The following is a 14,347-nucleotide window of genomic DNA, read 5'->3' as shown; positions in this document are numbered from 1 at the left end:
CGCTGAGGGAGCAGTCTTGGCACGGAATATCGGCAGCCGGTACACCGCCCACCAGATCCTGGGGCGTGGCAGCGCCGGCACGGTGTGGCTCGGCGACGGCCCCGAGGGGCCCGTCGCCATCAAACTGCTCCGCGAGGACCTCGCGGCGGACCAGGAACTCGTCGGGCGGTTCGTCCAGGAGCGCACCGCCCTGCTCGGACTCGACCATCCGCACATCGTCGCCGTCCGCGACCTCGTGGTGGACGGCAACGACCTGGCCCTGGTCATGGACCTGGTCCGCGGCACGGACCTGCGCACCCGGCTCGACCGCGAACGCAGGCTGGCGCCCGAGGCGGCCGTCGCGATAGTCGCGGACGTGGCCGACGGCCTCGCCGCCGCGCACGCCGCCGGGGTGGTCCACCGCGACGTCAAGCCGGAGAACATCCTGCTCGACATGGAGGGTCCGCTCGGCCCCGGCAACTCCCACCCCGCGCTCCTCACCGACTTCGGCGTGGCCAAGCTGATCGACACCCCGCGCCGCACCAAGGCCACCAAGATCATCGGGACGCCGGACTATCTGGCCCCCGAGATCGTCGAGGGCCTCCCGCCGCGCGCCGCCGTCGACATCTACGCCCTCGCGACGGTGCTGTACGAGCTCCTCGCGGGGTTCACGCCCTTCGGCGGTGGCCACCCCGGCGCCGTCCTGCGCCGCCATGTCACCGAGACGGTCGTCCCGCTCCCCGGCATCCCCGAGGAGCTCTGGCAGCTGCTGGTCCAGTGCCTGGCCAAGGCCCCGGCCTCCCGGCTGCGCGCCTCCGAGCTGGCGGCCCGGCTGCGCGAGCAGCTCCCGCAGCTGGCCGGCATCCCGCCGCTGGACGTGGACGAGCCGGACGACGAACCGGAGCCCCAGCCGCACGGGCAGAGCTACGACGAGCAGCAGTACACCCCGGCGGCCGAGGAGCCCCGCCGCCGCGGCGCGGTGCCGCTGGTCCCCGGCTCGTCCCCCGACTCCAACCGGGACACCCACACGAGCATGCGCGTCCCGGCACCCGACGAGCTGTCCGGCGGCCCCCGGGGCACCGCCCGCGCCCCGCGCGCCCCCGGCCGGCCCCGGCCCGGCTCGGCGCGCAACAAGTCGGCGGCCATCCGCAAGCGCCGCATCACGCTGGGCGCGGCGGCGCTGGTGCTGGTCGCCGGGCTCGGCTTCGGCGGCTGGCTGGCGATGAGCGGCGACGACGCGGGCGCGACCCCGCAGGACTCCGGGAACTCCGCCCCCGGTACCCCCTGAGCGCGGCGGAACCCGCCCCCGCCGGGCCGTGCGCGGCGGGGCCGCGGAACGGCGATCGCCCGGCCCGAGGAACGTCCGCGCCGACAGCCGTTACGCTGGACCCGTGGCAGTCGTCGATATTTCCGAAGAGCTGAAGTCCCTCTCCTCGACCATGGGGTCGATCGAGGCCGTCCTGGACCTGGATGCGCTGAGGGCGGACATCGCCGCGCTCGAGGAGCAGGCGGCAGCGCCGTCCCTCTGGGATGACCCGGACGCGGCGCAGAAGATCACCAGCAAGCTTTCGCACATCCAGGCCGAGGTCCGCAAGACCGAGGCCCTGCGCAGCAGGATCGACGATCTCGAAGTCCTCTTCGAGCTCGCCGAGGACGAGGGCGACGCCGACGCGCTCGCCGAGGCCGAGTCGGAGCTGGCCTCCGTCAAGAAGGCGCTCGACGAGATGGAGGTCCGCACCCTCCTGTCCGGCGAGTACGACGCGCGCGAGGCCCTGGTCACCATCCGGGCCGAGGCCGGCGGCGTCGACGCCGCGGACTTCGCCGAGAAGCTCCAGCGCATGTACCTGCGCTGGGCCGAGCGGCACAACTACAAGACCGAGGTCTACGAGACGGCCTACGCCGAAGAGGCCGGCATCAAGTCGACCACCTTCGCCGTGGAGGTGCCGTACGCCTACGGCACGCTCTCCGTCGAGCAGGGCACCCACCGGCTCGTGCGGATCTCGCCCTTCGACAACCAGGGCCGCCGCCAGACGTCCTTCGCGGGCGTCGAGGTGCTGCCGGTGGTCGAGCAGACGGACCACGTCGAGATCGACGAGTCCGAGCTCCGCATCGACGTGTACCGCTCCTCGGGCCCCGGCGGCCAGGGCGTCAACACCACGGACTCCGCGGTCCGGCTGACCCACCTGCCGACCGGCATCGTCGTCTCCTGCCAGAACGAGCGCTCGCAGATCCAGAACAAGGCATCCGCGATGAACGTCCTCCAGGCGAAGCTCCTTGAGCGCCGCCGCCAGGAGGAGCAGGCGAAGATGAACGCCCTCAAGGGCGACGGCGGCAACTCCTGGGGCAACCAGATGCGGTCGTACGTCCTGCACCCGTACCAGATGGTCAAGGACCTGCGTACGGAGTTCGAGATGGGCAACCCGGAAGCGGTCTTCAACGGCGAGATCGACGGCTTCGTCGAGGCGGGCATCCGCTGGCGCAAGCAGAACGAGAAGTAGTCTCGTCCATACAGCAGTTGAGCCCCGGGCAGTCACCACCGCCCGGGGCCCTTCTCGTTCCGGAACGGGCGAGTTGAGGGGACGCCGTGGTGAATGCGTCACAGTCGTGGTTCCGAATGAAGGGCAACGACCGTCAAACCGGGGCACATTGCGCGGAACGGCCTTGACGTAGTCCTTATCTCTGGACAGGCTGCTGGAGCAGCATGCGTATGTCTGGGACGGGTGTGATCGGGGGCGGGCGGCACGGCCACGGCACGACGTCGGCCGGCGTTCGGAGCAAACCCCGCAGGGCCGTGGCCCGCATATGGCTGCTCCACTGACGAGAACAGCTACTGGGGGTAGCAGCACATGACGAAGAAGACGCGAGTACGCGTCGCGCGGATCGCCGCGGGTGCGGTCATCGCCGCAGGCGCCTCGCTCACCGCCGCCGGTGCGGCGCAGGCCGTCGGAATCGGTATCGGCATCAGTGCCGAGGCCAACCAGGACGCCGTGAACATCGGTGTCTCCGGCGACGACGACGCGGCCGGCGGCGGTGACGCCACGGGTGGCGAGGACACCGCTGGTGGTGGCGACGTGGCCGGAGGCGCCGATGTCGCTGGTGGCGCCGACGTGGCCGGTGGTGGCGACGCTGCGGCCGGTGGTGACGATGCTGCTGGTGGTGGCGACGCTGCCGCTGGTGGTGAGGACGCTGCTGGTGGTGGCGACGCTGCGGCCGGTGGTGAGGACGCTGCTGGTGGTGGCGACGCTGCGGCCGGTGGTGACGATGCTGCTGGTGGTGGCGACGCTGCCGCCGGTGGCGGCGACGCTGCCGCTGGTGGCGGGGACGCTGCGGTGGGTGGTGGCGATGCCGCCGCTGGTGGCGGGGACGCTACGGCCGGTGGAGGTGACGCTGCTGCTGGTGGCGGCGACGCGGCGGCCGGTGGCGGAGATGCCACCGGTGGTGGCGACGCTGCGACCGGTGGCTCCGGCTCCGGGAGCGACGGCGGCAACGCGGGCACCTGCACCGTCGACCTCGACGGTGCCGAGTGCGCCGACAACACCGACACCGACTCGGTCGGCAACCAGCCGGCCGAGCAGGGCAAGGGCAAGGACGAGCTCGCCGAGACCGGTGCCGCCGAGACCACGTTCCTGCTGGTCGGCGCCGCGACGATGATCGCCGGAGGAATCGGCTTCCGGATCCTCCCGCGCCTGGTGAACGGCCGCACGGCCGCCTGATTCCGGTAGCGGTACCTGTACGAACAGAGGGACCCGGTCCGCGGAAGCGGACCGGGTCCCTCTGTTCGTACGCCGTACGTGGGGGGAAGCGGGATCAAGCCGTGGTCCCGGCCGTCTTCCGGGGCTCCGGAGCGGGCGGCACCTGCGCGGATTGCGCGGCCTGTGCCGGCTCGCTCGTGGCGGGAGTGCCCTCCCGCCGTGCGGAGAGGAAGCTGACGCCCGCGCAGACCAGCGCGATCGCCCCGACCACGTACCAGTTGAGGCCCGGGGTGTCGGTGGAGCGCGAGAGGTCGTAGAGCGCCCCGGCGGACAGGGTGCCGATCATGTTGCCGAAGCTGCGGAAGAAGTGCATGGCGCCCATCGCCCGCGCGAGCCGGTCCGCCGGCATCCGGTTGGCGACCCAGAGGTCGAAGGACGGGGTGAACAGGATGTCGCCGAAGACCACGACCAGGCAGCCCACGACCACCCACGTCGCCGTCTGGCCCGCGCCGAACAGCGTGTACGCCACCGCCATCGCCAGGAACGCGACGCCCATGACCTGGCCGGGGCGCAGCCGCTTGGACATGTATCGGAACGCTGGGTACTGGAGGACGAGGAGGGCGAGGCCGGTGATCCAGAACGGGGTGGAGACCGGCATCTCGGCGACGAACTCCTCCATGTGCAGCGGCATGCCGACCAGGAAGGTGATCGACAGGACCCAGAAGACACTGGAGAGCAGGAAGTAGCTGCCGCCACCGCCGAGCTGGAGGCCCTTGAGGATCGCCACGTTGACCAGGGGCGCCCTCGCGGCCGACGGGTCGGCCTTCGCGCCCGCGTCGGCGGGGATGAACGAGGCCGCGGCGGCGCAGTACCCGGCGAACAGGACGAACACCACCAGGAACAGGATCGCCATGGACGAGCCGAGGAAGATCCCGCCGATCACCGAGCCCGCGATGACCCCGAGCTGGCAGGACATCTGGAACGAGGAGAAGGCCTTGGGGCGGTCCTTCTCCGGCAGCGTGCCCAGGATGTTCTTCAGGCCGGGGAAGGACACCCCGGAGCCGAAGCCCACGAAGAAGGCGAGCAGGCTGTAGAACAGCACCCCGTGCGCGAAGGCCATGCCGCCCAGCGCGACGGCCTCCACGGCGATGCCGACGATGATGCTCGAACGCGTACCGAACCGGGCGGCGACCCCCTCGTAGAAGAAGGTGGCGCTCAGCCGGCCCACGTACGTCAGGAACATCACGAACCCGGCCCAGAAGCCGCTGTACTCCACGCCGAGCGTCGAGATCAGATGCGGGAACCAGATGTAGTTACCGATATGGGCGAGCGCGATACCGGAGTTGACGCCGAGCAGGACCTTGCGGGTCTCCGGGCTCAGGACATGGCGTTCCTGGCGGCTCATGCGGTGACCTTTCCTCGAGTGGGGGTGGCGCGCAGGCCGCGGATCGCCGCCACGATCGCGTCGCGGTCGACAGTTCTGCCCTGGACGTACGTGGCCTGCGGAAGCTCCGACAGGGGACGGCCGGCGGCGGCCGGGGCGATCAGGTTGAAGGTGGCCGGACGGCCCTGCGCGATCAGGTCCGTGACCGGCTCACGCCCCGACAGCTCGTCGAAGAAGCCGCGGGCCGTGCTGGTCGCCGTACGCAGCAGCGCCTCGCGCAGCCCCGGCTTGCCCAGGTCGTCACCGGCCAGCAGATCCAGCTCGCCCTTGAGCGCGTCGCCGTGGAAGGCACCGGTGTTGCCGCAGTCCGTGCCGATCAGCAGCTTGCCGCGCTCCAGCGCCGCCAGGCTGTTGTCGCGCATGTTGACCAGCGCCGCGGTCCGGGTGTCCTGGACCTGGAACTGGATGCCGAACGGCTCCTCGATCTCCGACACGTACGTGAGGTTGGCGAGATCCTGCGTCTCGCGGAAGCCGGGCCGCTCGTACTCGCGCAGGAAGTCCTCGCGTTCCATGATCATGGGGCGCAGCCCGCTGAGGGTGGAGACGAACCGGGCGCCCTCCAGCTGCTGCCAGTCGGCGGCCGACAGGCCGACGTCCCGCACCGGGTGGGCGAAGATCCGGAAGCCGAAGGAGTAGGCCTGCATCACCTCGTCGCGGGTGTTGCAGTCGATGACCGTCCTCAGACCGGCCTCGGCGGCCAGCCTCGGTACGTGGGCGAGGATGTCGGCCGGCAGCCGGGAGAAGCGCTTGGCGCTCTCCGGCTGTTCGGCGCCCTCGGTGAACATGACCTTCAGGAAGGTGGCGCCGCGCACCGCGTTGGCCGCCAGCACCGTGGCCAGGTCGTCCTGGACACCCAGCATGAAGACGGGGGCCGGGAATTCGACCCCGTGGCCGTAGTGGCCGTCGATGTCCTTGGTGGCCGTGGCCGCGTAACCGCAGTGGGCCAACTCGGGCCAGGGCAGCCCCGACTCCTGCCTGCCCTGCTCCCAGCCGTCCTTGACCAGGGGGAAGCCGAACATGTCCACGACGTGCGTGACCCCGTGGTAGAGGTACTGCATCGCACAGATGCGCGGGTCGTCCAGCGAGTCGTCGAAGTTTGCGGGCAGCCCGAGGTGGGCGTGGGCCTCGGTGAAGCCGGGCCACAGCTCGGGCGTGACGCGGTCGTCCGCGTCCCGGTCCGCGACGGCCCGGACGGAGGCGAAGTGCCCGTCCTCCACCGCGACTTCGTACAGTGAGCCCGGATCGAGCTCCGGGATGGCGACGCGCATCAGCGGGCCACCTTCGCCGTGATGGTGAACTCGATGTCGTCGAGGGCCGCCCGCACCCGGCCGGCCGCCTCGTCGCGGTCCTTGCCGGTGTAGATCAGGTGGCCGAGCCAGTCGAAGTTGCTCTTGGAGAGCCGGGAGACCGTGCGGCCGGGCTTGGCGTACGCCAGCGCCTCCTCGAAGCCCGGGGTGCCCTTGAGGCGGTCGAAGCCGATGGAGACGATCTCGCCGTCGACGGGCGAGCCGAACCAGTGGCCGCCGGCGATGACCTCGCCGGGGACGGGGAGTTCGGGCCGCTCGCCCAGGGCCTGGCGGATGACCTCCAGGTAGGGGTTGACGCCGCTGGACAGCTCCATCAGCTGCGGCACGATGCCGCCGGTGAGCCGGCCGTTGACCTCGCAGAGCACCGGGCCGTCGGCGGCGAGGATGTACTCGGCGTGGATGAAGCCGAAGTCGACGCCGAGGCCCTTGAGCACCTTCTCGTTCATCGTGAACAGCTCGGCTTCCAGCGGGTGGCCGCGGAAGTAGGTCAGACCCATTTCGATGAAGTACGGGAAGCCGCTGAGGTTGCGGTCGGTGATACCGAGGTTGACGATTTCGCCGCCCTGGAGCACGCAGGCCTCGACCGAGACCAGCTCGCCCTCGACGAACTCCTCGACGACGATCTCCGGGATGCGGGTGACCCCGCGGCCGTAGTCGTCCACCTTCGCCAGGTCGGCCAGGTAGTCGGTGAGCTCCTGGTCGTCGCGGAGCAGGAGCACGTGCAGGCTCGCCGTGCCGTCGGACGGCTTCACCACGCAGGGGAAGCCGATCTCGCGGACCGCCGCCACCATGTCCTTCGGGTCCGCGACGGCCACGAAGCGCGGCTGGCGCACGTCCGTGTGCTCCAGGGTGAGGCGGGTGCGGTGCTTGTGGCGGGCGTTGAGCGCACCCTCCACGCTCATCCCGGGCAGGCCCAGCGAGCGGGCCACCGACGCGGCGTGCACCGTGTGGTACTCGCTGTAGGTCGTGACGCCGTGCACCGGCTTGGCGGCGTGGATCTCCTTGGCGAGCCGCTCCAGCTCATCGATGGAGAAGGCCTCGACGCTCTTGATCACATCGCACTTGGGGTGCGCGAACGCCGCCTCGGCCAGCGGCGAGGCGCCGAGGTAGAAGTCGGGGTCGGCGGAGACGAAGGTGACGTCGTGCCCCAGCTGGAGGGCGTTGGCGATGCCGGCGATGCCGTTCGGGTTGCATTCGACCATGAGGATGTGCATGGGAGATTCCTTTTCTCGGCAGGATCGGGGGAGTTCAGGGGTGCGGTGTTCAGGCGGCTGCGGCGAGCACGGCGGGCAGATCGAATCCGAGCCCGGCCATCACCTCTCGGTGGTCGCCGCCCTCGGCGGGCCAGGTGTGGCCCGCGTTCACGCCCACGACCTCGCACCGGGGCATCAGGAGCGCCAGGGCCTCGGCGGCACCGCCCTCGCGCCGGTGCTCCTCGACGACCACGAACCGCCGGTGCTTCCCGGCCAGTTCGTCGGCCGCACGGGCGAGGTGGGCGTGGTCCAGATGGACGAGGTGCGCGTGGCCGAGCTCCGGGCGCCGCTCGCGTGCTTCGAGCGCCAGCCGGGTGCCCTCCTCGCCCACGGAGACGAGGCAGGGTTCACCGGCGCGGCCCTCGGCGTCCCAGTTCACCAGGGGCGGTTCGGGGCCGTCCGCCGGCAGCGACGTGTACGAGGCGTTGCGCCCGGTACGGATGTAATACGGCTTGCCCGACCGGGCCGCGGCACGCACGACGGCCCGCATCTCGGCCTCCCCGTACGGTGCCGCGATCGTCACGCCGGGCACGCTGCGCAGGACCGCGAGGTCCTCCAGGCAGTGGTGGGTGGTCCCGAACCAGGCCCCGGAGACACCGGCGTAGGGTGCGACGACGGTGACCCCGGCGCCCAGGTAGCCCAGCGTGAGCTTGAGGCTCTCGGCCGCCCTGAGTGCGGCGAACGGGGCGAAGGTCGACACGAACGGGCGGTAGCCGCCCACCGCGAGCCCCGCGGCCATGTCCACCATGGCGCCCTCGGCGATGCCCAGGTTGAAGAACCGCTCCGGGTGGGCCAGTTGGAAGGGGTGGTTCTTGCCGCCGAGGTCGGCCTCCAGGCAGAGCACCCGGGAGTCCCGCGCGGCGATCGCGGTCAGCTCGTCGCGGTAGGCGTCCCGGCCCGAGAGGGCCTTCGGCGCCGCCTGCAGGGTCTGCGCCTCCGTCACGGTCGCCGTCATCGGATCGCTCGCTTCCACTTGGCGGCGCGCGCCGCGTCGATCGTGACGTAGTGGGAGGCGGCCCTGCCCTCCACGGCGGGGACGCCCTTGCCCTTGACCGTGTCGGCGACGACCGCGAGCGGCCGGGTGGCCGCCGAACGGTCGCCGGACAGCACCTCGGTGAGGGCGCCGAGGTCGTGTCCGTCCACCTCGGCCGTCTCGAACCCGAAAGCGGCGAAGCGGCCGGCCAGGTGCGGCAGCGGTGAGACGTCCGCGACCATCCCGTCGTTCTGGCCGCCGTTGCGGTCGACCACCAGCACGAAGTTGCCCAGCCGCTGGGCGGCGGCGACCTGGCAGGTCTCCCAGACGAGGCCCTCCTGGAGTTCGCCGTCGCCCGTCACGGCGATGCCGAGGCCCGGCTGACGGGCGAGCCGGCGGGACATCGCCCAGCCGGCCGCGTACGGCACACCGTGCCCGAGACTGCCGGTCGGGAAGCGCACCCCGGGCACCTTGGGGCCCGGATGGCCGGTGTAGGGATGGCCCGCCATGCCGTACAGCGGGGCCGGGTTCTCCGGCAGGGTGCCGTTCACGTAGAGGGCCGCGTACAGACCGGCGGCGGCATGGCCCTTGCTGAGGACCACCTCCGTGCCGTCACCGGACGCGGCCCGGTGCAGTGCCGCGATCAGGATGTCCAGCACGGACAGGCTGCCCCCGAGGTGGCAGCCGCGCGGGCTCGCGGCCATGTCGACGACGAGCCTGCGGGCCCGCAGCGCCCGCTCCGCAAGCAGGGCGTGGTCCGCGTCGGCGGAGCCGGGGGCCGCGGGATCCTGTGTGCTGATCGTGTCGGTCAGTACGGTCATCACCTGCTCCCTTCCGGCAGTGCGAACCAGCGGGCCACCGCGTCGCCCAGCAGCGACCGCGCGGTGCGGTACTCCTCGGCGCCGATGTGCTCCTGGTCCGTGTGGTCGAGTGCTGAGTCACCGGGGCCGTAGGCGACCATCGGCACGCCGCGCCAGGTGGTGGCGAGCGTGTTCATGTCCGAGGTGCCCTTCTTGACGACGAACCGGGGCCGCACGCCCGTCTGCCCGAAGGCGCGGGTGAAGACCTTCACCAGCGAGCTGGTGCGGCCTCCGCTGTGGCCGGGGGTGGCCCGCTCCATCACGATTTCGACGCCGTCGCCCTCGTGCGCCAGGGCGGCGGTGCGCAGCGCGTCGAGGTCCGCGCCCGGCGGCACCCGGAAGTTGAGGATGGCGACGGCACGGTGACGTTCCCGGCCGGTCTCGCAGCGGACGTCGATGACGGCGCTGAGGGCGTCCGGGGCCTGTTCGGTCACCGACGTCCTGATGGCGTCCACGGCCCGGATCAGCGTGTCGGGCGCGGAGACCGCGTCCATTCCCGCCGAGTGCCCGCTGTCCACGGAGGCCGTGACGCGGAGCTTGAACAGGCCGTAGTAGCCGAGTGTCAGCTTGTCGCTGCCGCTGGGCTCACCGATCACGACGGCGTCGGCCGGATAGTGGTCCCGGGCGTGGAAGGCGCCCTTGGAGGACGAGATCTCCTCCTCGACCGCGCCCACCACCCGCAGCCGGCCGTCGGCCGGTACGTCGGCGGCGGCCAGCACCTCCAGGAAGGCGGCGAGGCTGCCCTTGGCGTCCACGCTGCCCCGGCCGTGCAGTTCGCCCTCGCGCCACTCGGCGGGCCAGTGGTGCGGGACGGTGTCCAGATGGCCGAGCAGCAGCAGGCCGCGGTCCCCGGTGCCCTTGGTGGCCACCAGGTTCCCGGCGGCGTCGATCTTGGCGTCGATGCCGCGTTCGGCGCACCAGTCCAGCAGGTACGCCGCGAGCTCGTGCTCGTCGCCGGAGACCGAGGGGACCCCGACCGCCCGCCCGAGCAGGGTCAGGTCCTCGTCGGGCCGGCCGCCCCGCCAGAACCGGGTCCAGCCGAACGGGTCGGCCAGCGTGTGCGGACCGGTGATGGCGATGTCGGCGCTGCCGCCCTCCAGCGCCATCTCGGCGGCACGCACCTTCTGCCGCATCCTGCCGCCGGCGTACTTCGCCGCCTCGCCCGGGTGGGCGTGGCGCAGCGTCGACGCCGGGTCGGCGGGGTCGGTGAGGAGTCCGGCGGTGCCGGTGACCAGCCGGAGGTGGTCGGCGCCCAGCGCGTTGGAGAGCGCGGCGGCGAGCACGTCGGCGTCCACGTTCAGCGGGGCGCCGCCCTCCCGGTCGCGTACCGGCGCGGAGAGGCACACCACGTCGTACGCGTCCAGCAGGGCCCGTAGCCGGGCCGTGTCGATCCCGGCCGGCACCCCGGCCCGGTGGTCGCGCACCACCCGGCTGCGGCCCTGCGAACTCACCGTCTTCAGCGGCCGGTTGGCGCGTCCGGTGACCAGGCCGCCGCGTGCGGCGACCGCGGTGAACACATCGACACCCAGCGCGCGCAGACCGTCCTCGACCGCGGGCAGGGTGACCCGCTCGTAGGCGTCGACCAGATGCGTCATCTCCTCGGGCGGGCAGTAGCGCACCGCGTCCCCGTTGGCGAGCCGCAGTTCGGGCATGGCCCGGCCGATGGCGCCGTAGTGCCGCTCGATACCGGCGGCGCCCCCGGCGACCAGCAGGACCCGGGCGCCGCGTGCGACGAGCGAGGCCAGTTCCGCGTACACGGAGCCGCGGTCCAGGGTGGCGCTGCCGACCTTGACCACGTACAGGGGACGGTTCACGGTGCCACCGCCGCGCAGCTGAGACCGGTCCACTCGGCGTACCCGAGGGCCAGGTTCATCGCCTGGACCGCCTGGCCCGCCGCTCCCTTGATGAGGTTGTCGATCGCGGCGATGGACACGCACGCGTCGCCCTCCACGGAGACCGCGACCTCGGCGATGTTCGAACCGACGACGGCCTTCAGCATCGGGAAGTCCTGCGGGGCCTTGGGGGAGGGCCGCACCCGCAGGAACGCCTTGCCGGCGTAGGCCTTGGCGTAGGCCCGCTTGACGTCCAGTGGGGAGACGCCGTCCTTCAGCCTGCTGTACGCGGAGATCAGGATGCCGCGCGGCACGTCCAGGCTGTGCGTGGAGAAGCGCAGATCGGGGGCGCTGCCGGTGAAGTGCGTCAACGCCTGGGTGATCTCCGGCAGATGGCGGTGGCCGTGCAGCTTGTGCACCCGGAAGTTCCCCGAGCGCTCGGCCGGCTGCTCGGAGCCGCCGCGGCCGCCACCGGTGGAACCGGTCTTGGCGTCGACCACCACGTCCCGCTCGACCAGTCCGTCGGCGAAGAGCGGGTAGAGCGCGTAGATCGTCGCCGCGGCCATGCAGCCGGGCAGGTTGATGAACCTGCCCTCCGGCAGTGACTCCGACAGATCCGGTACGTAGTAGAGGAACTCGTCGGCCGGCGGGTGGGCCACCGACGCCGGGTAGTGCTTGGCCTGTTCCTGCGGGTTGGTCAGCCGGAAGTCCCCGGCCAGGTTGAGTACGTACTTGGCGCGGTCCGCGATCCGCGGGAGCCGCTCGGGCAGCGCCCCGGTGGGCAGGCAGGTGATGGCCACGTCGACCTCACCGAGCTGGTCCAGCGGCCGCAGCTTGATCCCGGCCAGCCGGGGGTGGTTGCGGAGCCACGGATGGACGGCGCCCACCTGCTTCCCGGCACCGCGCTCGGCGGACAGGAAGGCGAGCTCCACGTGGGGGTGGTTGAGCAGCAGCCGGATGACCTCGCCACCGGTGTAGCCGCTCGCGCCGATCACCGCGACGCGGGTCTTGCGTTCGGACGGGGGGTTCTGGAGTGTCGTCTGCTCAGCCAAGGCGTGCCGCCTTCTCGTAGGGCCGGCGGTAGTCGCCGTCCTTGACGAGCTTGCGGATGGCGTCCGGGCGGCGGGCGACCTTGGTGAAGGCGTCCGCGTACCGCAGCGCCCGCTCGTACTCGACCGGTGAGCGCAGCTCGCGGCAGAGGACCAGCGTGGAGTCGAGCATGGCGAGGGTCGCCGGGAAGTCCTCCGGCCGGTGGTCGCGCACCGCCCCGGGGTTGAGGGTGAACGGGTAGCCGTTGCCGAATCCCGCCCGGTGCACGAACGGCAGGTGGCAGGGGATCGGGGTGTTCTGCCACTCCCGCGCCGGTACGCCCTCGGCGACCAGCAGGTCGTGCACCGCGTCCTTGACCGCCCACACCGGGAGGTCGTCCAGGCCGACGGCCTCGGGCCGCAGCGAGATCCGGTACATGTTGTACGCGTGGACGTGGCCCTCGGGCACGTACGGGGCGCGGAAGAACCCGGTGGCGTTCAGCGTGTCCGCGATCAGCCGGGAGTTACGGGCCCGCACCTCGTCGTAGTACGGCAGCCGCTCCAGCTGGCTCGCGCCGAACGCGGCGGCGACCCAGGACATCTCGTAGTCGATGCCGTTGAGCCGGGTGTGGTCGGCGGCGCGCCGGTGGGCCTCCTCGGTCGCGAAGAAGGCGATGCCGCCCTCGCCGCCGAGCGGGAAGTTCTTGTCGGCCATCAGGCTCTGGCCGGCGGCGTCGCCGAACGAGCCGGCGACCCGGTCCCCGATCCGGGCCGAGTGGGCGTGCGAGGCGTCCTCGACGAGCGCGATGCCGTGCCGGTCGGCCAGCGCCCGCAGCGCGGGCACATCGGCCGGGAGGCCGTGCACGTGCACCGGCATCAGGGCCCGGGTCCGGTCGGTGACGGCGGCGGCCGCGGCCGCCGGGTCCATGCAGTAGGTACGCGGGTCGATGTCGACGAACACCGGGATCGCGTGCGCGGCGACGACGGCCTGGGCGGTGGCGATGAAGGTGAACGCGGGCACGATGACCTCGTCGCCCGGCTGCACACCGGCGCCGATCAGGGCGAGGTGCAGGCTGGAGGTGCCGCTCGCGGTGGGCAGCGCGTACTTTGCACCGACATAGCCGCGGTACGCCTCGGCGAAGTCGGCGACGACCTTCTCGGGCGAACGGCGCTGCGAGAGCAGCATGTTGAAGACGTCTTCCTTGGTGATGACCGGGAAGAGCGTGCGGCGCAGTTCCTTGGGGATCAGCGCCTCGCCGCCGAAGGCGGCCAGTTCGGCGGTGAGTTCCTCGGCGGAGGGCAGCGGAAGCGGGGCGGAGGGAAAGTCGGTGATCATGACGGTGCTCCGGTGGTCAGGGGGCGCGCGGCCTGGCTGAGTGCCATCCGGACACAGGCCGCGACGAGCGGGCTCAGCCGGTAGTTGAACTGCACGCCGGGGATCAGGTCCGGGTCGGCCTCCTCCTGCGTCCACATGGTGCGCAGGTCGTGGGCGCCGAAGATCTTCAGCCGTTCGGCGCGGGCCCAGACCGCGCGGTCGTCGGTGAGCATCGCGGCGGCGGGGCCGAAACCGAGACCGGTGAGGTCCACCACCAGGGCGGGGGCGGACCGGTCGCGGGCCCGGTCGTCGAACAGCTGGTCCCGGCCGGCGTCCAGCGAGATGTGGTCGAAGGCGGCCGGTCCCGGGTCGCTCGTCGCGGCGATGCCCAGCCAGCTCAGGAACGCGGTGTCCTTGGCGGACAGATCCGGCGCGTGGACGGTGTCGCCGTGGCCGATGCCCTGGCCGGCGAGAGCCGCGTGCACAGCGGCGCTGCGGCTGTTGAGCAGAACGGCGTGGGAACGCCCGGTCCGCTTGGTCAGCAGGCGCTCCAGGCCCGGTAGTTCGCGGTCGCTCTTCTCGATGCTCATGACCACACCCGAGGTCATCACCCGGGTGAGTACGGTCGCGGTGTCGAACAGTTCCATGAGATCTGTCTTCCTTC

General features: G+C 71.8%; 12 protein-coding genes. 3 read left to right on the top strand and 9 right to left on the bottom strand.

Going from position 1 to position 14,347, the window contains the following annotated elements:
* The first annotated feature begins 16 nt into the window (after positions 1 to 16).
* The 3 genes from AB0I52_RS17790 (at position 17) to AB0I52_RS17780 (ending at position 3,692) form a co-directional block, all read left to right on the top strand.
* Positions 17 to 1,267 (top strand): serine/threonine-protein kinase, encoded by a 1,251-nt coding sequence (locus AB0I52_RS17790; RefSeq protein ID WP_363073542.1) that lies wholly within the window; start codon positions 17 to 19, stop codon positions 1,265 to 1,267.
* A gap of 103 nt (positions 1,268 to 1,370) precedes the next feature.
* The gene (prfB, locus tag AB0I52_RS17785) at positions 1,371 to 2,477 is read left to right on the top strand and encodes a peptide chain release factor 2 (RefSeq protein WP_363073540.1); all 1,107 of its coding nucleotides are present in this window, start codon (positions 1,371 to 1,373) and stop codon (positions 2,475 to 2,477) included.
* Positions 2,478 to 2,825: 348 nt separating this feature from the next.
* Positions 2,826 to 3,692, top strand: a complete 867-nt coding sequence (locus AB0I52_RS17780) for a hypothetical protein (protein WP_363073538.1) — start codon at positions 2,826 to 2,828, stop codon at positions 3,690 to 3,692.
* Between the two features lie 94 nt (positions 3,693 to 3,786).
* Here the strand turns inward: AB0I52_RS17780 and AB0I52_RS17775 are convergent, their stop codons facing one another.
* The 9 genes from AB0I52_RS17775 to AB0I52_RS17735 are packed head-to-tail and all read right to left on the bottom strand — an operon-like array spanning position 3,787 to position 14,330.
* Positions 3,787 to 5,076 (bottom strand): MFS transporter, encoded by a 1,290-nt coding sequence (locus tag AB0I52_RS17775; protein ID WP_363073536.1) that lies wholly within the window; start codon positions 5,074 to 5,076, stop codon positions 3,787 to 3,789.
* Positions 5,073 to 6,383, bottom strand: a complete 1,311-nt coding sequence (locus AB0I52_RS17770) for a hydrolase (protein ID WP_363073534.1) — start codon at positions 6,381 to 6,383, stop codon at positions 5,073 to 5,075. Before AB0I52_RS17770 ends, AB0I52_RS17775 begins: the two co-directional genes overlap by 4 nt.
* Positions 6,383 to 7,636 (bottom strand): ATP-grasp domain-containing protein, encoded by a 1,254-nt coding sequence (locus AB0I52_RS17765; protein ID WP_363073532.1) that lies wholly within the window; start codon positions 7,634 to 7,636, stop codon positions 6,383 to 6,385. The genes AB0I52_RS17770 and AB0I52_RS17765 overlap by 1 nt, the downstream gene beginning before the upstream one ends.
* 49 nt (positions 7,637 to 7,685) lie before the next feature.
* Entirely contained in the window at positions 7,686 to 8,630 is a 945-nt protein-coding gene (locus AB0I52_RS17760; RefSeq protein WP_363073530.1) for a transketolase, read from the bottom strand.
* Entirely contained in the window at positions 8,627 to 9,469 is an 843-nt protein-coding gene (locus AB0I52_RS17755; protein ID WP_363073528.1) for a thiamine pyrophosphate-dependent enzyme, read from the bottom strand. The genes AB0I52_RS17760 and AB0I52_RS17755 overlap by 4 nt, the downstream gene beginning before the upstream one ends.
* Positions 9,469 to 11,322, bottom strand: coding sequence for a M20/M25/M40 family metallo-hydrolase (locus AB0I52_RS17750; RefSeq protein WP_363073526.1), 1,854 nt, complete (start codon positions 11,320 to 11,322; stop codon positions 9,469 to 9,471). Before AB0I52_RS17750 ends, AB0I52_RS17755 begins: the two co-directional genes overlap by 1 nt.
* A complete protein-coding gene (argC, locus tag AB0I52_RS17745; RefSeq protein ID WP_363073524.1) occupies positions 11,319 to 12,392 on the bottom strand; it encodes an N-acetyl-gamma-glutamyl-phosphate reductase in 1,074 nt (357 codons plus the stop codon). The genes AB0I52_RS17750 and argC overlap by 4 nt, the downstream gene beginning before the upstream one ends.
* A complete protein-coding gene (locus AB0I52_RS17740) occupies positions 12,385 to 13,704 on the bottom strand; it encodes a DegT/DnrJ/EryC1/StrS family aminotransferase (protein WP_363073522.1) in 1,320 nt (439 codons plus the stop codon). Before AB0I52_RS17740 ends, argC begins: the two co-directional genes overlap by 8 nt.
* A complete protein-coding gene (locus AB0I52_RS17735; protein WP_362961384.1) occupies positions 13,701 to 14,330 on the bottom strand; it encodes a degT/DnrJ/EryC1/StrS aminotransferase in 630 nt (209 codons plus the stop codon). Before AB0I52_RS17735 ends, AB0I52_RS17740 begins: the two co-directional genes overlap by 4 nt.
* Positions 14,331 to 14,347 lie beyond the last annotated feature (17 nt).

The sequence above is a fragment of the Streptomyces sp. NPDC050423 genome (genome assembly GCF_040655445.1).
GTDB lineage: Bacteria > Actinomycetota > Actinomycetes > Streptomycetales > Streptomycetaceae > Streptomyces.
Note: the sequence above shows the minus strand (reverse complement) of the source record. Positions and strands in the feature narration are given on the sequence as shown.